Genomic DNA, 25,085 nt, shown 5'->3' with positions numbered 1-25,085 from the left:
TTGCCGGACGAAGTCATCATATGTGCCGCCGACAAGAACGATGTCGATCCGGCAGCCCTTGATCAAAGCGGCCTTCCCGTTCGCGTCTTGTTCTCTGAGCGGGGACTTTGTCGTCAGCGGAATCAGATCCTGCGGGCAGCTTCCAATGCCGATGTCGTCCTCTTCCTCGATGACGACTTCCTGATGGCCCCTTCTTATCTCGAGGAGATGGAGCGGGTATTTTGCGCCGATCCCTCCATCGTGATGTGCACGGGCACGGTCAAGGCAGACGGCATCACCGGCCCTGGTCTCGCCATTACTGATGCACTGGCGGTTCTTGATCGGCAGCCGGCGACCGCGACGGGCGAAACCTCGCCCATCTACAACGGATATGGCTGCAACATGGCGCTGCGCATGGCGCCCGTCCGCGTGCACGACCTGGCATTCGATGAGAATTTGCCCCTCTATGGCTGGCTGGAAGACGTCGACTTCAGCCGGCAGATGGCATCTCACGGAAGGATCGTGCGTTCGGCCAGGCTCATCGGCGTGCACCTTGGTACGAAAGCGGGCCGCACCTCGGGATTGCGCTTCGGATATTCTCAGATCGCAAATCCCATCTACCTCATGGGCAAGCGGACGATGAGCCTGAAACACGCATCGGCGCAGATCGCACGCAATCTCGCCGCCAACACGATCAAGCTTTTCGCGCCCGAACCATGGGTGGACCGACGCGGGCGTTTTTACGGCAATCTGCGCGCCCTGGCGGATCTCGCGCGAGGGCGGCTCGCCCCGCAAAACATCCTCTCGCTCGAATAGCCCTGCCTATGAAGCCAGATCGCGTTGTCATCATCAATGACCGCTCCACCGCGGTCGGCGGAGCTTCCAACCTTTCGCTTCTGCTTCGCGGCTTCCTTGAGGAAAGAGGTGTGCCTGTGACCTTCTTTGCAGGCGATCAGGCCGGCTCTGCGGGTTCGGATCCGGGCAGGATCAATCTGGATGGTCGGCCTTTGCTGGAGAGGGGCAGGGCGGCGGCATTCGTAGCCGGAATCTACAATGCTCCGGCCCACGCAGCACTGGAGCGGTTTATCCGGTCGTCCGACACGGCGTCCACGATCTATCATGTTCATGGATGGTCGAAGATCCTTTCGCCCGCCATCTTTCGCGCATTGCGGGACGTCCGCGAGCGGGTGGTCCTCCATGCGCACGACTATTTTCTAGTCTGCCCCAATGGGGGGTTCGTCAATTATCCAGGACTGTCGGTCTGCAATCTTACGCCCATGTCGCTCGCATGTCTTGCAACCCAGTGCGACAAGCGCGGATTTCACCAGAAGCTTTGGCGGTCGGTGCGGCACGGCCTGCGCCAGATGGTTTTCGATATTCGCGGCCGCCCGGCCCACATCGTTCTGGTGCATGAGGCGATGCAGCATTACTTCGATCTGGCAGGCGTGGCGCGCAACCAAATGGTCACGGTTCGGAATCCCTTCGAGCCATTTCTCCAAGAAATGGCGGATCCGGCCAATCGCCGGAATTTCTTCTTCATTGGCCGGCTGGAGCCGGAAAAAGGGTTCGAGGATGCCGCGCGCGCCGCACGGATGGCAGGCGTTCCGCTGCACGTGATCGGCGAGGGCGCAGGGCGTGCCCTGCTGGAGAAGCGCTATCCGGAAGTGGTGCTTCACGGTTGGAGAAAACATGAGGAGATCGCGGGTCTCGTCGTCGACGCCCGCGCCGTGGTTATTTCCTCCCGCGTACCGGAACCATTCGGGCTGGCGGCGCTGGAAGCCCTCGGGAGCGGCATTCCTGTCATCCTGCCGAGAGAGGCTCTGCTCAGCCGCGAAATCGTTGAAGCTGGCTGCGGCTTGAGCTTCAAGGCAGGCGATGTGGCGGAGCTGACGGCCGCCATGCGGCGCCTTGCAGAAGATGATCATGAAACGCGCGATATGGGTCGGATCGGGTTTCGCGAAGCCCCTCGGATGGGGCATACCGGACAGACTTGGACCGATGCGCTGATGGCCCTCTATGGCACGATCCTGCAATCTCAGGCCACCCTGCACTAGCGGATGAAGCCAGCCGCAATGGGTAACCCTTTTGGGCACGAAAATCCAATGTGGCTCCTGCGGACCGGCCTCGTGCGTTGGGGGAATGATAAGAGGGGTATGGTGGTCGCCAATGCGCATCGAAATATCTGTAGCGATACACCAATAGAATTATAGGCGCACAACCGCCCCCGCGATAATATTTCTACTGAAGCTGACAGTGCGGTCGGCGGGGTCAATATTGGGGATCAACTATGCTTTCTGCGCTGGAAGGCGCGGTTCGTGATTCAGTTCGTTCACGTATCCGGCAAAGAAGAAGTATTGGAGAAATTTTTAAGTCTGTATTTGATTACGCATTCTCTATATTTGCGCTCGTCTTTCTCATTCCCGCAATAACCGTCATATGTGTTCTTCTTTTGGTGCAGGACGGATGGCCATTGATCTATCGGCACAAGCGCATTGGGCGCGATGGCCGGGAATTTGACTGTCTGAAGTTCCGCACGATGCGGCGGGATGCGGATCGTGCTCTGCAGGAATTCCTTGCTTCCAATGAGACCGCCCGCCGGGAGTGGGAGATGAATCGCAAGTTGCGCAGCGACCCGCGGGTTCATCCGATCGGCCGGTTGCTGAGGATGACGAGCCTGGACGAAATTCCCCAATTCCTGAATGTGCTCAGGGGCGAAATGAGCATTGTCGGTCCCCGTCCGGTGGTAGAGGAGGAGCTTGCGCGCTACGGCGACCGGGCCCACTGCTATCTGCTGCTGACGCCCGGCATCACCGGCCTTTGGCAAGTGTCCGGCCGCAACGACACGTCCTATGACGATCGCATCGAACTCGACGCCCGCTACTACGCCACCCGCTCGATGTCGCTCGATCTGTGGATCATATTTCGGACGGTCCGCGTGCTCTTGCTCGACCGGAACGGCTGCTGACCCTTTCAGCGGAGCAGGGCGACGAGGATGGCGGTCCAGACGGCGAGACAGAACAGGATGACCACCCATCGGGCCAGGACCTTGGGACTTACGGTCTTCATCGACCATGCGGGGAAGATGCGTTCCAGGAAAGTTTCCTTGCCGAGATCCCGCGCCATCCGATCAGGATCCGTTCGCCATTGGTGGGGTGAGGCAGCTGCCTGCCGACCGCGCATTGGCGGCAACCCGTCCCATTTCGAGCTTCGCGATAGGAATTCGCATGCACCCGCTCCTCTGCGACTGACCACGACGAATCAGTAGCAACCTGCAGCGGAATCTAGCTGATGAAGGGACAACCGTGAATACGGAGGCATTGGATACCGGCGAGGATGTTGAAAAGCAGCAAGGCGGGGGTGTGGAAAATGGCAATCGAAACTGAGCGTCTGGAAGGCGCCCCGAAGCGGAGAAGATCCTTCTCGTTTCGCTTTCCGTCCATCATCGGTAGCGGCCTTTGGGCGCTGTCCGCCAAGTTTGCTTCTCAGGTATCGCAGCTCACCGCCTTCATCGTCGCAGCCCACGTACTCACTCCGGCCCAGTTCGGGCTTTTCGCCTTCTGTTCCGCAGTCGCGGTCTTCTTGGTGATGCTCGCCGAGGGAGGGTGGGCGGAATTCGTCATGAAGTCATCGGAGGGCGAGGCACATCTCAACCAGATCGCAAGCATGTCGATGGTGAGCGGCCTCTTCTTCATGATCGTCGGCCTGCTTGCCGCCGGGATCCTTCATGAGGTTTTCGACAACAGCTGGGAGGCATCGCTGCTGGCGCTCTTTGCCTGCTGGATCCTGCCGGCCGGCCTTACCACTGTTTATGACGGCGTCCTCGTGCATCGGGGAGAACTGAAGCGGCAGGCCATGATCCGCATCGCTGCCGAAGCGGCAGGCCTCGCGCTGACCGTCTTCGGCCTCAGGACGGGCTGGAATGTTTTTGCTCTGGCTGCCGGGCGGCTCATGATGCAGCTTGTGATCCTCGCCGGCTCGATAATGGCGATCGGCTTCATAGGCTTTGCCAAGCCCTCGCGGCCGGTTGTTCGCGAGGTGCTGCGTTTCTCGCAGCAGATCATCTTCAATCGGCTCATCGTCTTTTTCCGCTCCTATTCCGGAACCCTTGCCGTGGGCGGCTTTCTCGGCCTGGCGGAAGCCGGATATTACCGGGCGGCCGAGCGCATCGTGGCGGCATTTTCCGAACTCGTCGGAGAGCCGGCGCGGATGCTCGGTTGGCTCGTTTTCCGTCGCGCTCGGGAGGAGCAGGACAAGGGAACAAGCCGAGAGGATCAGGTGTCTAAGGCCGGTTCAATCTTTTTCCCTATCCTCATTGCCATCGCCGCACCGGTCTACCTCGGCCTGGCCATGGTCTCGGGTGGTTTTGTTGAGGTCGCGCTGGGCGAGGCATGGCGACCAGCGGCTCTGCTGGTGGGTGTGCTTGCTGCAAAACAGCTTCTCCTCGCCACAACCTACGCGACCGAGCCTCTTCTTGCCGTTCGAGGCAATTTGCGGGCGCTTGCACCGGTAGCACTCTTCAATGCATTGGTTTCGGTCTTCCTCATCATGCTGCTTTCCACGTTCGGTGTTGTTGCCGTTGCGCTCGGCCAGTGCGTTGCAGCAGCCATCGCATCGGCGACCTCCATCTGGGTGCAACAGCGATATGGAGGTGTGGACTGGCGGGAGATCGCGAAGAACAGCGCGCTTCTTCTCCTGGCGCTCGGCGCCATGGTCGCCGTTGTGTTCTATGTTGGCCGGCTCGCCGATCTTCTGGAATTGCGACCGGTCTTCGTCTTCTTTTTGCAGGTGGGGGCTGGCGCGGTGACTTACCTTGCTGCCGTCCTCAGTCTTTGGAAATTCGCCGGCTTGGCCTGGCTCCACTGGTCAACGAGAGGAAGCGATGATCCGCTCTAATGTTCTTTCGCGCCCGCAGGCTTTGCCGAAAGCCGCGGTGGCTACTCTGAGTGGCGCTCTCCTGCCCTTGAATGTTGCGCGAGGGCGCTTGCGTTATCTCTCGCCTCTCCCGCGCCGCTTCTCGGGTGCGTATCCTTCCCACGCCGATGCGTTGAAGGTGGCGATGCGTCGGGGGATGGCCGGATATGATCATGAGGAGGTGGCCGAGGTCGCGTTCGAAAAGATGTGCCAAGTGGCACCCTGGGACTATCCCGTGCTCTTCTGGATGCGGCGTCTTTCCGGTGAGGTTTCGACACTGCTTGATGCGGGCGGGCATATGGGGACCAAATATCGGGCCTTTCGGGATCTTTTGCCGATCGGACCGGAGTTGAGCTGGACGGTCTACGATCTGCCGGCCATTGTGCGCGCCGGGCGCGAGCGCGCCAAAGCAGACGGGTTGGCTAATCTTCTTTTCACCGACAAGATCGAGGAGGTCGCGCCCATCGATCTCTTCCTTGGATCGGGCCTTCTTCAATATCTCGATGTCTCATTTTCCGAGCTTCTCGAGCGCCTCCCCATACGTCCGCGTCACCTCATTCTGAACAAGGTGGCGCTACGCCAAGGCCGCACCGTCGTAACCCTCGAGAAAATCGGTAAGGCGCTCGTGCCCTACCAGATCAGGAACGAGGCTGCCTTTCTCGGCGAGGTGAAGGGGCTCGGATATGCCCTTGTCGACAGTTGGGTGATCCCCTCGCTTTCCCACACGATAGAAACGCACCCCGAACTCGGTGCGAGTAGGAGCGAAGGGTTTTATTTTCGCCAGCTTTAGACAACCGCCAGCCGAGCTGGGGGTTTGGGACGGATGAGCCGGTCCTTCAAGTGATCGGCGAGCCGGATGGAGAGGGCGACGATCATCAATGTCGGGTTCGCGTGGCCCGGCGTCGGGAAGATCGAACTTCCGGCGACATAAAGCCCCTCCATTCCATGGACACGCGCATCCTCATCGACCACGCTTGTCGCCGGATCGAGCCCCATGCGCGTCGTGCCTGCCGGATGCGCCATGTCGGCAAATGAAGCCGCGGTGGGCTCGTCGTTGGCGATCCAATCGGCCAGCCGAGGCTGCGGCAAGCCTAAGCGCCTGAATTCGTCCGCTATCACTTCGCCGAGCCGGGCAATGCTCTTCGTTTCCTGTAAGGAGATCTTCCAGTCCACACGCGCGAGCGGCACTCCCAATGGGTCGAGCCGCGTCGAAAGGGTGACACGGCTTTCCGGGTTAGGGAGCTGCTCCACCATGGAATCGAAGCGAAGGCCCGTGAGCTTGCGCGGCAGGCCTCGCTTCTGGACCAGCCGGCGGTACAGGCCCGTCGTAATGATGCCTGGCGATGAGAGGGCATCGACCGCATGGCGCAGCCCGCCGTGGCGCCGGAAGCGCTTTATCGCGATCCATGGATCGTCCTCCGCCAGTTCCTGTACCGGATAGGCAGCGCAGTTGAGAAGGCCCTCTCGCTCCTGCAGTTGAGGGCTCAATGCCAGCCCCCGCAGGTAGAAGCGGGTGGGCTGGCCCTCGGCAAGGCCAAAGAAGCCGAAATGCCGGGCAACTCTAGAAGCATCCGTGCTGCCGAACCGAGCGATGACCGCGCGGGGATGATCGGCAAGGTAGCGTCCGACGACATCGTGCTGATTGCCGATGCCTGAGGCAAGCAGGAGTCGTGCATTTTCGATGCCGCCGGCGCAGAGGGCGACGGCGCGAGCCTCAACGATCGCATGCCCGCCTTGGAGCTTCCGCAGTTGAAGCAAGATCGGCCCGTGGCCTCCTTTTTCTGCGTTGATGCGGGTTACCGTGGCGTTGATCACGGTTTCGACATTGCCGGCATCCGTTTTGGCGAACTCGTCCCGGGAACGAAGCGGCTCACCGGGCCTTTCCCGCGAATGGCTGAACTGCCAGAAGAATGGCCGCAGGAGACCTCGGTCCATCCCAAGCTTTTCCGGTGGTGAGCGCAGCAGTCCGTCCAGTCTCTCGTCATAGATGTTCGGCCCTAGATTGAGCAGCGCGGCTGCTCGGTCGAGCGCATCTGCGAGGGATCTGCGGTCAAACGGCCAGCCTGAACCCGGCAACCAGGCGCGGCGGGCAAAATCGATCTCGTCGAAAGCCGCGCATTTACCTACCCAGGTATGGGTGCTTCCGCCCACAGCACGATTGCGCAGCTCGAAGGCTGGCACTTCGTTCAGCCACGAAAGATCGTCGGAGTAGCCACGTCCGGGTTTCCCGACGCCGCGGTCCGCCGGCTCGCCGATATTCTCCACCTCATTCAGCTTTTGCGGTTCGGCGTCGAAATCAAGGCCGCCGCTTTCAAGAACAAGCACGCGTATCTTCGTGCCCGCCAGTTCGCGCGCGATGGTCAGCCCCGCCGGCCCAGCGCCCACTATGGCAAGATCGGCCTTCAGGGTTGTTCCCGCAGGCATGGCTCGCAGATCAAGAATTTTCATGCCCCGTGCTGCCGTTTCGTTTTCACGATAGTAACAAAGGACAACTTCCTGCCGAACTCAGCCTAATTCCCTACAGGAAGAGAGTTGCTAGTCTTTTCGGTCAAGCGGATTAGAGCGGCTGACAAGTGAGTTAGATCATAGGCTTATTTGAATAAATCTCCCCTTGGAAATAGGCTGGGACATCAAAACTGATTGCGGGTTGGTGTTTTCGCCGGACGATCCTTCGCTCGGCGCATTGATCCATTGAGATTGGGATGTCAAAGTAATGGCAAAGGTTGGTTTGCGGGAGTGGCTGGCGGTTGGGCGGGTAATCGCTTCGGGGCATCTTGCCCGCTACAGCGGCGTGGGCGAGGGACCGCTGACCCGGTTCGAGGCCGACTATTCAAAAAAATTCGGCATCAAGCACACGCTGGCGGTCAGCAATGGCACGGCCGCGCTCATTTCAGCGCTCGCTGCCGCCGGTGTGGGCCCGGGAGACGAGGTTCTGGTTCCTGCCTATACCTGGATCGCCACCGCGGCCGCACCGCTGGCGGTCGGAGCCGTGCCCGTCCTTGTCGATATCGACCAGACGCTTACGATGGATCCGGCCGACATCCTGCGAAAGATCACGCCGCGCACGCGCGCCATCATTCCTGTCCATATGGCGAACATGGTTTGCGATATGGACCGGATCATGGAGATCGCACGCGATCGAGGGCTCCTCGTCATTGAGGACGCCTGCCAGGCGGTGGGGGCGCTATACAAGGGGCGCCGCGTGGGCACGATCGGCGACATCGGCGCATTCAGCTTCAATCAATTCAAGAACATGAATGTCGGCGAGGGGGGTGCGCTCGTCACCAATGACGACCGCTATTATGTGCGGGCCCGCATGTATCACGATGTCGGCTCCATCTTCCGCGGTCATCTCGACAATGAGAACGAGCCGCATTTCTTCGGGGTCAATTTTAAGGCCAGCCAGATCCAAGGCGCCATGCTCAATGTCCAGCTCGCGAAGCTCGACCCGATGCTGGCCCGCATGCGGGTCCGCTACCGCATGATGTCGCGGGCGCTCGCAGGCTCACAGGCCTTCAGGATCGGTCCGCACAACGACGTGGACAATGCCGTAGGGCTGCACGTGATCTTCGACACGGCCGATGAAGCGGCGGCATTCGCTTCCCGCCATAAGCGGGGCGTATATCGGCTCTATGACTCAAGCCGCCACGTCTACACGAACTGGCTGCCGGTGCTCGAGCAGCGTGCGGCACATCCGCGGATGAACCCTTTCACCTGGGCGTCGCAAAAAGTCGAGTACACTCCGGATATGTGCGCTCGCTCGCTCGACATCCTTCAGCGCACCTGCCGGATCAGCCTCGGCGAGAATTATCCACTGCCGCTTGTGGCTATCGTTGCTCGGCGGCTTGCCAGCGATCGCGAGACCGCAAGGCAGTTGTCCTATGCGGTATAGATCTGTCGCCATCGGTCCGGACATCATCGATGTCTGGCGTTGGCCGCTCGATGTCATCGCGGGCGAATTGCCGCGCTATGTCGAAGCGTTGAGCGATGCGGAGTTTGCGCGCGCCGGCCGCTTCCTTCGCGAGCGCGACCGGCTGCATTTCCTTGTCGGGCGCGGAGGGCTCAGGGAGATCCTTTCGCGCTATCTCGGTGTTTCGGCAAAGCGGCTTGTCTTTTCCTACAACGCATTCGGCAAGCCGCGACTTGCCGGATCCAAACCGCCGCTTCGCTTCAATCTTAGCCATTCCGGGGGCATGGCGGCCCTCGCCATTTCCGACCGATATGAAGTCGGTGCGGACATAGAGCAGATATTGCCGCTGAAGGAGGATGTCGCCGGGCATTTCTTTTCTGAAGCTGAGCGCAAGGCGCTCCAAAAGCTGCCCAGGGAGGATTATCTGCCGGCGTTCTATCGCTGCTGGACCCGGAAGGAAGCCTTTGTGAAGGCGCATGGGGCGGGCCTGTCTCTACCGCTCGACTCGTTCGACGTCTCCATTGATGAAGCGGGCGAACCGAAGCTTCTGAGGCTGGAACAGGATTCCGAGGCTCCTCGGCAATGGAGGTTCGCCGAAATTGCCATGCCTCACGGGTTCGTGGGCGTGGTGGCTGCGCTGACCGCCGGCAACAAGATTTCGCTGCGCTATCGTGCCCTCGCCGACGATATGGGGAGCGACTGGCCTGAGCCTCTCCGCCCCATCAGGCGCGCTCCGCCGCTATGCGACGATCAGCTGTTCAATCGTGCATCCAGGATGTAGCGGCCGCCGCTCGCATCGAAATGATGGCAGCCGATCAGGCCCGGTTTGAAGTCCGGCCGTATCGTCCTGATGCAGCGCTCGCGGTAAGTCTCGCGCGTAAGCTCCTCGATCTCCATGATGTTCAGCCCATAGCCATAGATGCCATAGGCGTTGTTTTGTGAGGGCCTGAATAGGCGTCCGTGACGGAAGAACACGCGACCGGCGTTTCGTGCCACATTGCTGCCGATCACGACCGGGTTGCGGCGGTGAGGCTCGATGCGGGAGAGGGAAGGCCCGTCGACTTCGAAGGCATAGAGTTCGCTGCAATGGTCTTCGAAAGCGTGGTGATCGGAGAGGTTGGTGAGCAGCCACCATTTGTTTCGGTGGCGAAAAAGGGTGCTGTCGGCAGCCGAGCAGCCTTCCATGGCAGTGGCGTGGAGTTCCCATTCGAGAGGGAATTTCACACAGCGCCAGATCTCGATGCGCCGGTGCTGGTGCGTTTCCGGCATCAGGTAGATTTCGCCACCGCTGCGGAATACGAAGGGGAAGGAGAGATGGACATCGCTCCTTATCGCCTCGCCGAGCGGCACAATGCTTCCGTGCTTCAGCTTTCCCACGGCGATATGGGCCTTGGTATCGCCCAGTGCGTAGTTCTCGTAGAACACATAGCACTGGCCGTTGTGATGGAAGAGGAAGGGATCCGCCTTGATGGAGTTCCTGGCCGGGGGCAGTTCGGTGCTCTCGCCCGGCTCGAAATCCTCGATCGTTCCCTCGCCGGCGTAAAGCGTCCAGACCGCGGCGTCCCATCCCGCCTTCTTCAGAATTTCCTTGCGCAGCCGCCTGGCCGCTGCTCGCGCGAAACCAGCGATATAGCGCCCCACTTCGGCATTCCTCGGCGGTGAAGTAGACGCCGCGGTCTTCGGCTTTGCGTCCAGTCGCCGCGTGTCGGCCAGTCTCCGCAATTCCCTCATGATGAGGAACACCGATTTTTCCTTGAGGAAAGCCGCGCTCCGCGCGGCGCTGAATTTCGGATTGAAGGAAGCGGAATCGATCTCCTCAGCGGCGCGGTTTTGGCCGCGACGAGCATAGATCGAGAGGTTTACCGTCGCTGCGTTGCTGGCCACTTCGGAGAAACCGCACCACTCGGCCCGGCCGGATTGGAAATCGGCGACATTCGGCGCCCATTCCCCGAAAGGAAGCGCTGCTACCGTTTCATCGGGCAGTCCCTCAGGGATCGTGCGCAGGACGAGATCGAGCCGCAGCCGCTCCAGTACGCCGCGCGGAAGATCGGCCCTCCCGCCTGCCTTCGAGTCCGTGAGCCGAACGCGTTCGACGCGCTCGCGGATATCCGTGAAGTAGGTCGGACTATAGGGAGGCAGCCGCGCGAAAAGGCGGCGGTCGAGACCGGCCACCACCCCGAATAGGGCAGTCGTCGGTTTGGCGCGCGCACGGGGATGAACCAGCAGCGCTACCAACTCAAACCGTGGATCTGCCAGCAGGCGGTCGAGAAGCTGCAGCTCCCAACACTCCAGCCCCTTGTCGCGGCCGACGAGCACTGCAATCCGAAGCCGGGGATTATCGTCGGTCCTGATCCATTCCGAGAAGGGCTGAACGTAGTTGTGACTGGAATTTCCCATGTCAGCCTCCGGCGGCCAGCTGCTTCGATAGAACTGTGGCGAGACCGTCTATGCCGGCGGAGGTCAACGAGTCCTCGTGCCAACCGTCGATGTCGTAAACTGGCGAGCCCTCGGCGATGATGCCTTGCCAGCCGAACAGGAGCTTCCTCGCTCTGCGGTGATGGGCCTGGCTGCGGAACAGGATGACCCGTTCGTCCAAGACCGGGCGGAGCTTGTATCCCCTTGAGGCATCGACGAGCAGGTCCGTGACCGCTTCGGTGAGGACTTCTTCCTCCGTCAAATTTCCCGCCTTGCTTACGCGCTGCAGGGCCCTCTGGGAGAAATTGAACTCCTTGAGATAATCGACGAGCGTGATGCGCCGCCGAAAGAGCTTTCCCGTGAAGTAGCATGCGCGCTTGATCCGTCTTTCCATCTTCCAGCGCGCCTGACGAAGGCGCGGCAGCGAGCGGAAATAGCCGGGCGCCCAGCTGTCTATGATTGCTACGCATTGTACTTCATGGCCGAGGTCGCGAAGCTGCCGGGCCATTTCTATCGCGAGGATGCCGTTTACACAGAGCCCCACCAGCGCGACCGGTCCGGGGATCGAACGTAGATCCATGGCGCCTATGGCATCGGCCACGATCTCCCCGAGCGAGCGTGACCGAAGCTCCCCGTTCAACTCGGCCCCGAACATATGAAGGTTCACCACTGAGGGACCGTCGGCCATCGCCTTTGCCATGTGGTAATAGAGAAGGGGGTGGTTCAGCGTGAAGACGGTGCAATCTCCATTGCCTTGGCGATAGACCGACTTTTCCCAGTAGCGCGGAGCGGATGTCTCGGGTTTCGATGGAAGCTCCTCCTCCGGCGCTGTCGTTTCCTCGCCGAAAACGGCGCGGCAGAAGGCGCCCAATGTGGGGGCCTTGAAGAGAAGGGCCAATTCCGGCTTCACCCCAAAGGTGTCCCGCATCGCTGAAAACATGCGTAGCGCCAGGAGGGAATGTCCACCGAGAGCAAAGAAATCGTCGGAGCTTTTTACGTCCTCCAGGCCGAGTATATTCGCCCATATCTTCGCAAGTTCCCGCTCGCGGGCAGGCTCAGCTTCGATGTTCGGCGCTGGCTTCAGAACTGGGCGCTCCCTCGCCGGTAGCGGACCCGGCGAGGGAGCTGTCAGCGCCTGCCGATCGATATCCCCTGCGGGGGTGCGAGGGAACGCGAGCAGCACGCTGATTCCGTCGGGCATATCCTCCGAGGACAGCCGCGTTGCCAGATAAGAGGTGAGATGCGCCGGAAGCCTTTCGAGCGGCCGTGCCAGGGAAGGCGATGGCGAGACGAAAGCATACATGTTCCCATCGCCGCTTTCTATCGCAACCGCTTGCGCAACATCTGGATGTTCCGCAAGCGCCGCTTCCAGGAGGCCGAGCTTGCCTGGCGCGGTAGCTGGCCCGAGACGCGCAGTCGCAGGTGTCCCGAAGGAAGCCAGACTGGCTTCAGGATTCTCAAGCGCAGCCTCGTAAGTCTCCTGCCAGATGCGCAGCAGTTCCTTGGCGGTCGCGGTATCGAAAAGATCCATATTGTATTCGACCGACATACGCCAACCGCTCGGCCTGCCGATCATGATGAAGTTGAGGTCGTAGATCACGCCGGGCGATTGCGATGGCGAACTGATCAGCTCGAACTCGCCATATCGTGCATCTTCAAGAAACGCCTTCTGCTGGTTGAAATTGATGGAAACCAGCGGATTGCGGGCCGGATCGCGCACCGGATTGATGAGCTCGACCAGATTGTTGAAAGGCATCCTCTGGTGGTTGAGGGCCGCCTCCACCGTCTCGCTCACCCGGCGCACATGATCTGCAAAGGAAATACCCTCGGGGATATCCAGGCGCAGCACGAGATTGTTGATGAACACGCCTATCAGATTTTCCAGATCGACGTCCTCACGCCCGGCGATCTGGGTTCCGAAAAGGATTTGCCTTTCGCCTGAAAAGCGTTGCAGCGTAGCGCTGATTACGGCCGCCCCATAGCTGAAGAGCGAAACCTCCAGCCCTCGGGCAGCACGGTCTATCCGGTCGCTGAATTCGGACGGCATGGCGACCGAGACGATATCGCCCCGATTTGTTTTAACATTCCCGCGTGGGCGATCCGGCCGGATTTCGAAATAGGGGGCATCGGCAAGTTGCCTGCGCCAATATTCCTTCTCCGCCTCGAACCCGTAGCTCTGCCGGTATTCGGCCTGCCATAGGGCGAAGTCGCCATACTGGAGTGGAAGCTCGGGCAGGTTCGGGTTCCTGCCGGCATCGATCGCGGCAGCGATCTCCCCCACCTCGCGCCCAAGCACGCGTATCGACCAGCCATCGAAGCAGGTCTGGTGCGCGGTGATCAGGATAAACCCGCGATTGTTCTCGACGATCAGGAAGGTGATGCGGAAGAGGCCGGGCTCCTGCAAGTCGAACGGCATGGCCGCCGTCTCGCGGCTGATCGATTGGACACGTTCCCCACGCTGGGATTCCGGCACGTTTCTCAGGTCAATGACCGACATGCGGAAGTCGACCCTGTCGACCACTTGCTGCATGGGCTGGCCGTTCACGTCCACGAAGCGCGTCCGCAGGATCTCGTGCCGCTCGATGACCTGCCGAAAGGCTTCCTCGATGCTTGATATCCTGAAATTTCCGCGGACTTCCCAACGGACGGCCACGTTGAGCGCGGGATTGCCCGGCTCGAGCTGATCCAGGAACCAACAGCGCAGCTGCGTTTGTGTGCAGGGGAACTCGGCGATGACGCGATACCGGCTTCCCGCAACCGTGCCGGCAAGATCTGTTCTGTTCATGTGAGCCTCTCAAGCCGGCGGCGGGCGCCGTATCGGAAATCGCGGAGGGAGGGGACCGGCGCCATGGCGCCGTTGACTGCGGCGGTACCTTGTTCCTCGGCGAAGCCCGCCAAATCGGCGATGGTCGGGTGCCGCATAAGATGTTTGGCCTCCAGCGGCAGGCCGGCATCCATCATGCGCGCTGCGATCCTGAAGATGCTGAGGGAATCGGCACCAAGCGCGTATAGATTTTCGTCGACGCCGATATCGCCCAGTTGGAGGACTTCCTTCCAGATCGCCGATAGCTTCTCTTCCATCGGCGTGCGCGGCTTGCTCCGGGTGGGAGCAGCATTCTGGCGCTGCGGGACCCCCAGCTTTTCGAGCGCCTTGCGGTCCAGTTTTCCGTTGGCCGTCTTGGGCAGGTCCGCTGTGGCGACCCAGAAGCTGGGAACCATATGAACGGGCAGATGCGCCTTGGCGTGGGCGGCAAGCTCGTCGGCAGAAGGCTCCTGCCCCTCTGCCACGAAATGGCATACGAGTTGCCGATCGCCATTCTTGTTCTGGGCGGCGACCACGGCGCATTGGCGGATGCCGGACTTCTTGCCCATAACTGCCTCGATATCGCCGAGCTCTATGCGGAAGCCGCGCAGTTTGATCTGGTTGTCACGCCGTCCGAGGAGTTGCAGTGTGCCGTCGGGCATTCTGCGGCCGACGTCACCTGTCCTGTAGAGACGGCGCGGGGTCCCGTCGTCGATCTTGACGGAGCGGAACGCTGCCTGCGTGAGATCGAGCCTGTCGAAGTAGCCGTTCGCCAGCCCGTCGCCGCCGATATGGAGTTCACCGGTCACGCCGATGGGCGCGATGCGGTCATGGGCGTCCAGAATGTACAATTGTGTGTTCGCGATCGGGCGGCCGATATGGATTGGAGCGTCCCCATCCTCGATGCGCGCCACGGATGACCAGATGGTCGTCTCCGTCGGCCCATACATGTTCCAAAGTTCTCCGCCGATGGCGAGCAGCTTCTTCGCAAGCTCCCTCGGCAGAGGCTCGCCGCCGCAGAGCATCTTGAGTTTCGGCTGGTTGTTGAGGCCGGCTTCCACCAGCATCTGCCAGAGCGTCGGCGTCGCCTGCAGGACATTTGCGCCGCTCGCCTTCAGGAGCTTCACCAGGGCGAAACCGTCCTGCACCTCCGTCCGGTTGGCGATGACCACCCGGCCTCCCATGATCAGGGGCAGGTAAAGTTCCAGGCCGGCGATATCGAACGAAACGGTTGTCACCGCAAGCAGAGTGTCTTCCGATGAAAAACCGGGCTCCATCGCCATGGAGACCAGGAAGTTCACCAGCGCCCTATGGGAGACCTCCACGCCTTTGGGGGTTCCCGTCGAACCCGAGGTGAAGATCACATAGGCGGGCGCTTCCGTGTCGAGCACCTGCAGGTCCAGGGGGCGCGTGTCCTGACGCGCAATCTCCTCCCGTTCCAGGTCCATGCGGATCACGCTGGTATCAGTCCCGGCAAGCTTCGCGATCTCGTCACTCGCGCAGATGATGCCGGAGACGCGTGCGGCCTCCAGCGTCTGGCTGAGACGCGCCGGCGGATGGGCAGGATCGAGCGGGACATAGGCGTGGCCCGCCTTCATGATGGCAAGGAGAGCCACGAGCATGTCGATCGAGCGGTCGAGCGCGAGCGCCACGCGAAGGCCCGGAACCGAGAGCTTCGCCTGGATATGCCGCGCAAGTTGATTGCTCCGGGCTTCCAGTGCGCCGTAGGTGACAGATTTGCCCTCGTGAACGGCGGCAATGGCCTTGGGCTGCTCGGCAGCGGTTGCCGCGAAGAGTTCGAACATGAAGCGGTCGCGGTCATAATCGGCGTCCGTTTCGTTGAGTTCTGCGATCAGCCACCGTGTCTCGGACTCGGAGAGCAGGGGAAGATCCATGATCTTCCGATCCATGCCGTCGGCCAGAGCTCCGGCAAGCGTGCCGAAATGGCCGAGCCACCGTTCGATGGTTGCGCGGTCGAACACGTCGCCATTGTAGTCGACGTCGATGCGTATCCCGTCGTCTGCCTCGACCATGTTGAGGAACATGTCGAAGTTCGAAAAAGCTCTCGGGTTGGGCGTGACCTTGGCTGCAAGTCCCTCAAAGGCAGCATTGCGAGCAACACGCTCCAGATTGAATTGGATCTCTGTCAGGGGCAGGCGGCTTGGATCCCGCTTCAGGCCGAGCTTACGGACGAGGGTGCCATAGGTGTAGTCCTGGTGCTCGAACGCTCCGAGCACAAGTTGCTGCGTCTGCCGAAGGTGCTCGTTGAAGCTCGCCTTCGGATCGACCTGCTGGCGGATTGGCAGGAGGTTCACGCAATGCCCGACCAGCGTCTGGTCCGGAACGAGGCTCTGGCCGGCGGAGGGGATCGCGATGACTATGTCTGTGCTGCCCGACAGTCGCGAGACCATCACCTGCACCGCCCCGAGGAGCGTTGAGAAGAGGGTGGCTCCGCCTTGTGCGCCCGCCTTCTTCAGGCGCTTATAGACGTCTTTTCCGATGAAGGACGTGCAGGTCCCTCCGGCAAAAGTCCGGCGCTCGGGGCGCGGCCGATCGGTCGGCATTTCCGGCAGATCCGGGATCGTCTCGAATTGTTTGAGCCAGTATTCTTCGGTGGCCGGACGAGCTTCCGGCTTCGCAAGGTCGCGGGCATAAACCGCGAAGGAGAGCGCCGGCGGAAGATCGGGGGGCCTCCCGTTGCGGAGCGCAGAATAAGCCTCCGCCAACTCCTCCAGGATCACATTCGCCGACCAGCCGTCACAAACGATATGATGGGCGGTGAACACCAGAACGTGGCGATCTTGCGCTAGGCTCAGAAGGCGAGCGCGCGCAAGCGGCCCGTTTGTCAGGTCGAAGGGCGTGGAAGCTTCCTCTTCCACGATTTCCTCAAGCGCTGCTTCGGGCGCGACATTGTGAGTCAAATCAATTGCGTCGAGCGGGATCCGGAAATCCGGAATCATCTCGAAACGATCCCCCGCCTTGGAGAAGCGGATGTGAAGCGCGTCGTGGCGCGCGACCACCATGTCAAGCGCTTGGGCAAAAACATCTTTGTCGAGAATCCCTTGAAGCGTGAGGCTGAAAGATTCATTGAAAGAACAGGAGGCTTCGTCGCCCGCCTGTGCGGCCAGCCAGATCTCCTTCTGAGATTCCGTGAGCTCTGCGGAGCTGGTCTCTTGTTCCACCAGGGAACCGCCGGCCCGCGTAGGTCGATCCCCGATTGCTCTTCTTTCCCGAGTCGGCGCGAGAATGCCCACCTTCTGAAGTGCATCCAGGCTCTCCCGGAACACCTCGGCGACGTGGCGGAAATCCTCTTCAGAGTGGGTGGTGGTGAGGAAGCAGGGATAGCCATCCTGAACGTGGACGCCCAACATCCGCGCTTGCGGGTAGAAGAGCATCCCCAGCGGATCCAGGCTGCCGAAATCGGTTACGAACCAGCTTGAAAAGCTGTTGATCCTGCCGTCGATGCCGCGCGCCTCCAGATCGCTGTTGAGCTCTTCGACGAGCAATTTCGTACGATCGGCAACACGGCCGTAAAGGGCTTGGCCGTCGCCCTTTATGTGCTTCAGAACGGCCTTTGCCGCAGCAAGCACCAGGGGGTGACGCACGAAGGTGCCGGCGAAGAAAGTGGGCGCGACCATGGGCGCGGAGGCATCGCCATAATTCCAGTGGCCGCCATCCAGCGCATCCATGAAACGGCTGTCGCCGGCCAGAACACCGATGGGCATTCCGCCTCCCAGCACCTTGCCATAGGTTGCCATGTCGCCTCTGATGCCCCAGACGGCCTGGATGCCGCCGGGATGCACGCGGAAGCCGGTCACGACCTCGTCGAACACCAGTGCGAATTCGCGCTCCGTCGCGATCTGCCTCAGCTCGCGCACGAATTCGACGGGGCGCAGCTCCGGATGGCGGCTCTGCACCGGTTCGATGATCGCCGCGGCGATTTCCTCCGCATTGGCACGGATCCAATCGAGGCTTTCCGGGCTCCCATAAGGAAGCACGACCATGTTGGACAATGAGCTTGCGGGGATGCCTGGTGCGATCGGCAGTGCAACGGGCGTGCCGTTCCGCGTGCGGCCTTTCACCAGCACCTCGTCGAACTGGCCATGGTAGTCATTGCCGAAGACGACGATCTTCTCGCGTCCCGTGACGGCGCGGGCGACGCGCATGGCCGCCATCACGGCTTCCGAGCCGGTATTGCAGAAGGTAACCCGCTCGTGCCCGGTCATCTCGCCGATGAGTTCTGCCACTTCACCGGCAAGCGGTGCCTGCGGACCGATGGCAAAGCCCTTGTCTGCCTGCTGCTTGATCGCTTCCACGACGAAATCGGGGGCATGGCCGAAGGCGGTCTGGCCCATGCCGTTGACGAGGTCGATATATTCGTTGCCATCGATGTCCCAGATGCGCGAGCCCTTCGAGCGGTCGGCGACGACGGGGAAGATGAGTTCCTTCCATTCGGGCCGGAAGCCGGCTGCCGTGCGCGGGTCGGCCAAGTGGCCACGATGGGCTGCCGTAAAGGCTTTCGAGCGGGCATTCCGGGCTGCATACCGTTCGGCAAGTTTTGCAATGAAGTCGCGTTTTTCCGGCGAAAGCTCAGCATCGCTGGCGCGCGCGCCGGGTTTGTAGAGCCGAACGCGGCCCGAGCCGATTTCGCCATCCGCGACTTTCACCGGTTCAGGGGGGGAAGGCAAAGGAGCGGCTGCCTGGACCGGGATCTGAGCGGCAGGCTGAGCCGGCACCGCGTTCTGTCCTGTGCCTATGGCCTGGATCGCCTGGAGCTGTTGCGTAAACAGCTGTTGCATCATCTGCATCTGCGACTGCAAGATCGCATCCAGACCGCCGGCGGACGGTATTGGCGCGGAAGCCGCCGGCTGCGCAATCGCAGCAAAAGGCGGCTGGGCTGCAACCTGCACCGGTTGAGGCGCTACGGGGGCTTGGGGCGCCTCCGGTGGCATCTCGCCATCCAGATGCCGGGCAAGAGCGGAAACCGAGGGTATGTTGCCCAACAGTTCGCGGAAGGAGAGCTTTACCTTGTAGTCCTTCTCGATCTTCTGCGCGAACTGGCCGATGAAGAGCGAGTCGAAGCCAAGCTCAAGGAACGTAAGCCCGACAGAATCCGGGGTGATCCCCTCGCCGGACATTTCCGCCAGCAGTGCCAGGAGGGCGCCTTCCAGCCTTTCGGTTCTGCTCGGCGAAGGAGGGGTGATGGCATTCATGGGTTCGTTCCCTTGTGAGGGTGTTGAATGGGGCAGGCTGCGTAGGGCCGCGGCCTCTCCGGCGTCGATCTTGGGATTCGATCTGCGGATCGGTGGCGGCGCCTCGATCCAGTGCCGCTTGCGATCGAACGGATAGGTCGGAAGAGGCACGCGCCGCCGAAGATCCTGAGGCAGCGCCGGCCATTCGAGTGCGCAACCGGCGATCCACAACCGGGCATGGGCTGCGGCAAAGGCGGAACTCGCTTCGGACGCCCGGTCGTGCTCGGGCAGGGACTGGACGACCGCACCAAGCTCGTTCCTGCCGATCGTCTGAGCGGCGAATGTCGATAAGGTGCGGCCGGGCCCCACTTCCAGGAGCACTGGGTTTCGGTCACGGCAGATGGTGACAAGCCCATCTGCAAAACGTACGGCGTCCCGACAATGCCGGGCCCAATATTCGGGCGAGGTTCCGAGCGTATCGTTCTGCCAGTCTCCCGTAACGCAGGAAACATACGGAATGGTCGCCTTGCCATAGGCGATCCTGTCCGTGTGGTTCCGCAAGGCGGCAGCAGCTTGGTCCATCATGGCCGAATGGAAGGCATGGGAGGTGTGAAGCCGGCTGAAAGCGATGTCGGCTGCTTGCAGCCTCTCGCAGATGGCGTCTGTGGCCTCGAACGTACCGGCCACGACACAGAGCTTCGGCGCATTGATCGCGGCGACTTCCACCCCGCTTTCCAGATAATCCCGCACCGTCTCGGCATCGGCGCGAACGGAGATCATCGCGCCCCTCGGCTGCTCCTGCATGAGTCTGCCGCGGGCGGCGACCAGAAGCAGGGCGTCGTCGAAGGACATCACATTCGCGAGCGTCGCGGCCACGAACTCGCCCACGCTGTGGCCGATCATCGCGTCCGGCTTCAGACCGCGGCTCATCCATAGACGCGCCGTCGCATATTCCACCAGATAAAGCGCCGGCTGGGTGATCCGCGTGTCCTTGAGCGCGGCGGAAAGTTCCTCGCTTGCCTCGGGGGCACGGCAGAGAAAGCGGCGGATGTCTATTCCCGCGCGTTCCTCCAGCAGTCGTGCACCGTGATCGATCCATCGGGCATATTCGGACTCGCTTTCATAAAGGCCGAAGCCCATGCCTACATATTGCGCGCCCTGGCCCGGGAACATGAAGATGACGGGCGGCGGTGTCTCGGCCGCTTTCCCGACAAGCATCCGCTCGGCTTCCAGCCCGGCTACCGCATCTTCCGTGCTGCCGGCGACCACAGCCGAGCGGTGGGCGAAATGGTGCCTGCCGTGCTGAAGCGTGTATGCGACGGAACCCAACGGCAGATGCGGATTGCCTTTCAGCATCGCCGCGAGATTGCGCTGCATCGCCCGAAGCGATGATTCACTACGGGCAGACAGGGCGATGATGTGGCTTGATTTTTCCTCTTCCATTCGCAGGTCGGTTGAGGGCGGGGCTTCTTCGAGCACCAGGTGAACATTGGTGCCGCCGACCCCGAACGAACTTACGCCCGCGCGGCGCGGGTGATCTTCGCTGCCGGGCCAATCATGCAGGTCGCGCGGGATGTAGAAGGGGCTTTCTTCGAGATCGATGCGCGGATTGGGCCTGCTGAAATTTGCCATCGGCGGGATCTGCGCGTGTCTGAGCGCATGGACCGCCTTGATAAGCCCCGCCACCCCTGCCGCCGCATCCAGATGTCCCAGATTTCCCTTAACGGACCCGAGCGCGCAGGCGGCGCGCTCCATCGATGCGTCGCCAAATGCCTTCCTAAGCCCCGCAAATTCGATCGGATCGCCAAGTGGCGTGGCTGTGCCGTGACACTCGATATAGCCGATGGTCGAGGGGTCTACGCCGGCGCTGGCATGCGCCGTCGAGATCGCCTGGGCCTGGCCGTCGACGCTCGGTGCTGTGTAGCCCACCTTTCCGGACCCGTCATTGTTGACGCCATAACCGAGGATCACCGCGTGAATATGATCGCCGTCGCGCAGCGCGTCCTCAAGACGCTTCAGCACCACGACACCGGCGCCGCTGCCGAAAACGGTGCCCCCCGCATCGGCATCGAAGGGACGGCAAAATCCGTCCGGCGAGACCATTCCGCCTTCCTGATGAATGTAGCCCCGTTTCTGCGGAAAGGTGATCGAGACGCCGCCGGCAAGCGCCACGTCACATGCATAGGTGAGCAGGTTCTGGCAGGCTTGGGCGACGGCAAGCAAGGAGGTCGAGCAAGCGGACTGCACCGTGAAGGCGGGACCGCGCAGGTCGAGCTTATAGGCGACCCGCGTGGCGAGGGTGTCGTTGATCGCTCCGATCAGCTCGGAGAACATGCCGACCTGGTAATTGGAGGCGAAGCTTTCAGCCTTCTCCCGGTCTGACAGGACATTGTTGATGAGATAGGTGCTGAGCGCAGATCCGGCGAAGACGCCGACCTGACCAGGGAGCCTATAAGGGTCGTAGCCCGCGCCTTCTATGGCTTCCCAGCAGATTTCGAGAAACACCCGAAACTGCGGGTCGAGGAGCGCGGCCTCACGTGGATACATGCCGAAGAACTCGGCATCGAAAAGATCCACATTCTCAAGATAGGGGCGAGCAGGGACGTAATCTTTCGAGCCGCGGACATTGTCGTCGAACGCATCTTCCAGTTCGTCGGGCCGAAAATGAGCAAATGCATTCTTGCCTTGGCTCACCAGATCCCAGAGCGCATCCACGGACGGTGCCCCTGGAAACCGGCCGGCCATGCCGATGATCGCAATTCTCCCGAACGTTTCTTCGATGTTTTCCGGCTGCCTGCTGTCGTCGATCATGAGGCACTCCGGCGGAAATGCGCCATGTTTCTCTTGCGCAGCTCGGCGCGCGACCGAACGGCTGTCGCCATCTGTTCGGCCGGCCCGGCGTCATCCAGGTGAGCAGCAAGGGCGCGGATCGTGGGATGCTGGAACACCGTCACCACATCCACCTGCCGACCTGCGGCCTCTTCCAGGGCGGAATGGACACGCATGAGCTGAAGCGAGGTCCCGCCCAGATCGAAGAAGTTCTGGTCAAGGCCAATCCCAGGCCGCCCGAGCACCCGCTCCCAAATCCCGCGAAGGAGCGCTTGGGTGCCCTCGGCCGGGGTGATCTGTTCCGGGGCCATTTCTGCCGGTGGCGCCGGAAGTTTGGAGCGGTCGATCTTGCCCGCCCGATTCATCGGGAATTGCTCGAGCACGATGGCGCGGCTCGGTATCATGTGTTTCGGCAGGATGGTCCGCAGGGTCGAGAGGACCATGCCCGGGAAGGTCTCGCTCTTCGCATCGGCGGGGAGCCGAGGCTTGAGATAGGCGATGATCTGCTTGGACACTTCGGTCTGCCGGCAAACCACCACAGCGTCGGCGAGCCGTTCGTCACGCCTTAAGGCGGTCTCGATTTCGTCGAGCTCGATGCGCTTTCCGTCGATCTTGATCTGGCGGTCGCGGCGGCCATGGAAATGCAGAAGGCCGTCGGCATCCATTACGGCGAGATCGCCCGTCAGATAACATCTGGTCGGGCTTCCGCCTGCCGTTCTTATCGTCACGAACCGCTCGTTCGTGAGCTCCTGCCTGTTGAGATAGCCGATCGCCAGGCCGTCCCCGGAAACCGCAAGCTGGCCCTCGGTTCCGGGGGGCAGTTCCCTCAATTCCTCGTCAAGAATATGCACCTTGCTGTGGGCGATGCTGTGACCGATGGGAATTTCGTCGCCCACATGGTCCCGCGGTATCGCGTAGGCCGAAGCCATCACGGTCACTTCCGTCGGGCCATAGGCATTTGTGAGAAGGCAGGTCGGGTTTGCGCGCAGGAAGCGTCGCGCATGGTCGGCCGAGGCGACCTCTCCGCCGAAGAGGACATGCCTGAGCGATGGAAAGCCGTCTCGCCTGTAGTCGACCAGCAGGTGGAAGAGGCCGGTGGTCAGGAGCATCACCGTCACCTTCTTCCTTCCGATCACGTCGGCGATACGGTCGAGCGAGAGGGTGCCGTCGCCGATCCCGACCAGCTTGCACCCGTTGAGCAGAGCGCCCCAGATTTCGAAGGTGGCCGCGTCGAAGGAGATCGTCGCAGTATGCAGCACCGCGTCTTGCGGCAGGAAGCTGATATAGTTCTGATCTCGGACCAGGCGCGCCACGCCGCGATGCGGGATGATCACGCCCTTGGGGCGCCCGGTCGAGCCTGAGGTGTACATGATGTAGGCGGGATCTCCGCCCTCTACCCGAGGCAGATCCGCGATCGGCCTCTTCGCCGAGCGGGCAAGGAGCAGGCCGAGATCGACCACCTCGTGCGCTGGCGCGATTTCCTGAAACGCGGATGCCTCCTTGCCATTGGTCAGGATCAATTTTGGTCGGCAATCATCCGCCATGTAGCGCAGATGTTCGGCGGGGTAGGCCGGATCAAATGGCGCGTAAGCTGCCCCCGCCTTCAGGATGGCAAGCTTGGCGACGATCGTCTCGAGCGACCGCGGCAGGAGCAGCCCGACAACATCGCCCTTTACGACACCTAGCGCTATGAGCTCTGACGCGAGATGGGAGGAGAGCCGATCCAATTCGGCATAGGTGAGCCTGTCCTCGCCGAAGTCGACGGCGATTGCCTCCGGCCGTGCCGTCGCGTGCTGGCTGACCTGGTCATGCAGGTTCCTGTTCCGGTGATAGCCGCTGTCCGGGGCGGTGGAGCCCGCGCTGTAGACAGCCGATGCTATTGCAGCCGCATCTTGCCGCTTGAGTTCGTATTGCCGCTCGCTCATGTTCATTCCAGCACCTGGTAGGGTGCCCCGTTTTGGCTGCGAAAAATGCCTGAAGAGCCCCGGTCGAAAGCGGCATGGTTCGTTGGAAATCAAAGACTTCGGAGAGACACTTCCATGCCGTGCCTGCAAAGGATTTCACGCGGGATGGAAAAGAAACAGATAGTCATCCGGATTAAGGTCGACTGACCGGAAGCTGTACGCCCCCGAAGAGGTAGGCCCTTCGGCGAATGGCATCTGCGCTGAGCTGTGGTAAGAGGTATTCCGGCGCCCTTCAGTCCGCGCGATAGGCGCGGACATAGTCCACATACATAAAGGACGGGCTCGGAGCCTGGTCCTTCGAGGGGCCGTCCACCATCGCCAGGTTCAGGAGGATATAAAGCGGCTGGCGATGCTCGGCCTGCGTCTCCGTCTTCCACATGAACTCGCGGTCGAAATAGAAGCGGATCCAGTTCTGATCCACCTGCACGCCATAGGTATGGAAGTCTCCCGGGCGGGCGTCGTTGAAGACCTCATTGCGCGCATAACGCGAATAATGTTCGCCATCCCGGTACCAGATGTGAACGACCGAGGAATAGCCCTCAGGCTTGTCGCCATAAAATTCCAGCACGTCGATCTCGGCCGTGTAGTCCGAACGGTCTTTGCCGATCAGCCAGAAGGCGGGCCAGAGCCCCGGTCCTTCCGGCAGCCGGGCACGGATTTCGAAATAGCCGTATTGCTGCGAGAAGCCGTTGCCTTTCGGGTCTACGGAGGCAAGCAGTCCGGATTGCCACGCGCCTTCCGCGTCCTTTCGTGCCTCGATGCGGAGAATTCCGTCCTCTACGGTGAACGGAAAACCTTCTTCCGGATCGGCAAACCGCGCGCCCCCAAAGTCGCCCGACCAGGGCGTATGGGCAATCCAGCGCGTGCCGGGCCCCCACGCCGAAACGCTGAGCGTGTCGAATTCCTCCTCGAAGGACAGGCTCATCTGGGTAAGATCCAGCTCATCTTCAGCAGCTGCAGCAGGTAGATGAAGAAGCGCGAGGGCGAGCAAAGCAAAGCGTGCGATCGGCGCAGTCGCGCGTGCCATACCGACGAAAGACATCTGGGCGGTTCCTCACTGCAAGCCTCCATCAGTATAGAGA

The 25,085-nt window shown here is 61.4% G+C and carries 14 protein-coding genes; 7 read left to right on the top strand and 7 right to left on the bottom strand.

What is annotated here, in order from left to right; genetic code table 11:
• The 3 genes from CHEJ32_RS25355 (at position 1) to CHEJ32_RS0119490 (ending at position 2,944) form a co-directional block, all read left to right on the top strand.
• Positions 1 to 795 (top strand): glycosyltransferase family 2 protein, encoded by a 795-nt coding sequence (locus CHEJ32_RS25355; protein ID WP_084032864.1) that lies wholly within the window; start codon positions 1 to 3, stop codon positions 793 to 795.
• Between the two features lie 8 nt (positions 796 to 803).
• A complete protein-coding gene (locus CHEJ32_RS0119495) occupies positions 804 to 2,033 on the top strand; it encodes a glycosyltransferase family 4 protein (RefSeq protein WP_028035294.1) in 1,230 nt (409 codons plus the stop codon).
• 233 nt (positions 2,034 to 2,266) lie between these two features.
• Complete coding sequence (locus tag CHEJ32_RS0119490; protein ID WP_028035293.1) at positions 2,267 to 2,944, top strand: sugar transferase; 678 nt, start codon at positions 2,267 to 2,269, stop codon at positions 2,942 to 2,944.
• Positions 2,945 to 2,949: 5 nt separating this feature from the next.
• Here the strand turns inward: CHEJ32_RS0119490 and CHEJ32_RS27230 are convergent, their stop codons facing one another.
• Positions 2,950 to 3,102, bottom strand: coding sequence for a hypothetical protein (locus CHEJ32_RS27230; RefSeq protein ID WP_156936749.1), 153 nt, complete (start codon positions 3,100 to 3,102; stop codon positions 2,950 to 2,952).
• Positions 3,103 to 3,345: 243 nt separating this feature from the next.
• Between CHEJ32_RS27230 and CHEJ32_RS0119480 the strand changes: the two genes are divergently transcribed.
• Together CHEJ32_RS0119480 and CHEJ32_RS0119475 are read left to right on the top strand one after the other, a co-directional pair.
• Positions 3,346 to 4,872, top strand: coding sequence for an oligosaccharide flippase family protein (locus CHEJ32_RS0119480; RefSeq protein ID WP_028035292.1), 1,527 nt, complete (start codon positions 3,346 to 3,348; stop codon positions 4,870 to 4,872).
• Positions 4,859 to 5,680 (top strand): methyltransferase, TIGR04325 family, encoded by an 822-nt coding sequence (locus CHEJ32_RS0119475; RefSeq protein WP_028035291.1) that lies wholly within the window; start codon positions 4,859 to 4,861, stop codon positions 5,678 to 5,680. Before CHEJ32_RS0119480 ends, CHEJ32_RS0119475 begins: the two co-directional genes overlap by 14 nt.
• On the opposite strand, the gene CHEJ32_RS25350 is transcribed toward CHEJ32_RS0119475, so the two are convergent.
• Complete coding sequence (locus tag CHEJ32_RS25350; RefSeq protein ID WP_034658787.1) at positions 5,677 to 7,338, bottom strand: GMC oxidoreductase; 1,662 nt, start codon at positions 7,336 to 7,338, stop codon at positions 5,677 to 5,679. The two genes, CHEJ32_RS0119475 and CHEJ32_RS25350, sit on opposite strands and share 4 nt — an antisense overlap.
• A 265-nt stretch (positions 7,339 to 7,603) precedes the next feature.
• Between CHEJ32_RS25350 and CHEJ32_RS0119465 the strand changes: the two genes are divergently transcribed.
• Together CHEJ32_RS0119465 and CHEJ32_RS0119460 are read left to right on the top strand one after the other, a co-directional pair.
• A complete protein-coding gene (locus CHEJ32_RS0119465) occupies positions 7,604 to 8,782 on the top strand; it encodes a DegT/DnrJ/EryC1/StrS aminotransferase family protein (RefSeq protein ID WP_028035290.1) in 1,179 nt (392 codons plus the stop codon).
• Positions 8,772 to 9,581 carry a 4'-phosphopantetheinyl transferase superfamily protein gene (locus CHEJ32_RS0119460; protein ID WP_028035289.1) on the top strand — a complete coding sequence of 270 codons (810 nt, stop codon included), beginning with the start codon at positions 8,772 to 8,774 and terminating at the stop codon, positions 9,579 to 9,581. The genes CHEJ32_RS0119465 and CHEJ32_RS0119460 overlap by 11 nt, the downstream gene beginning before the upstream one ends.
• Here CHEJ32_RS0119460 and CHEJ32_RS0119455 read toward each other — a convergent pair.
• From CHEJ32_RS0119455 to CHEJ32_RS0119435, 5 genes are all read right to left on the bottom strand, one after another.
• The gene (locus tag CHEJ32_RS0119455) at positions 9,551 to 11,197 is read right to left on the bottom strand and encodes a hypothetical protein (protein ID WP_245261201.1); all 1,647 of its coding nucleotides are present in this window, start codon (positions 11,195 to 11,197) and stop codon (positions 9,551 to 9,553) included. The genes CHEJ32_RS0119460 and CHEJ32_RS0119455 overlap by 31 nt on opposite strands.
• A gap of 1 nt (position 11,198) precedes the next feature.
• Positions 11,199 to 14,000, bottom strand: a complete 2,802-nt coding sequence (locus CHEJ32_RS0119450) for a condensation domain-containing protein (protein WP_028035287.1) — start codon at positions 13,998 to 14,000, stop codon at positions 11,199 to 11,201.
• Complete coding sequence (locus CHEJ32_RS0119445; protein ID WP_028035286.1) at positions 13,997 to 22,021, bottom strand: hybrid non-ribosomal peptide synthetase/type I polyketide synthase; 8,025 nt, start codon at positions 22,019 to 22,021, stop codon at positions 13,997 to 13,999. The genes CHEJ32_RS0119450 and CHEJ32_RS0119445 overlap by 4 nt, the downstream gene beginning before the upstream one ends.
• On the bottom strand, positions 22,018 to 23,964 hold the full coding sequence (locus CHEJ32_RS0119440) for a non-ribosomal peptide synthetase (RefSeq protein ID WP_245261199.1): 1,947 nt from the start codon (positions 23,962 to 23,964) through the stop codon (positions 22,018 to 22,020). The genes CHEJ32_RS0119445 and CHEJ32_RS0119440 overlap by 4 nt, the downstream gene beginning before the upstream one ends.
• A 271-nt stretch (positions 23,965 to 24,235) precedes the next feature.
• Complete coding sequence (locus tag CHEJ32_RS0119435) at positions 24,236 to 25,045, bottom strand: glycoside hydrolase family 16 protein (protein WP_245261197.1); 810 nt, start codon at positions 25,043 to 25,045, stop codon at positions 24,236 to 24,238.
• Positions 25,046 to 25,085: the final 40 nt, after the last annotated feature.

Origin of the sequence: Chelativorans sp. J32 (genome assembly GCF_000518985.1) — a bacterium.
In the GTDB taxonomy this organism is placed as follows: Bacteria; Pseudomonadota; Alphaproteobacteria; order Rhizobiales; family Rhizobiaceae; genus Chelativorans.
Note: the sequence above shows the minus strand (reverse complement) of the source record. Positions and strands in the feature narration are given on the sequence as shown.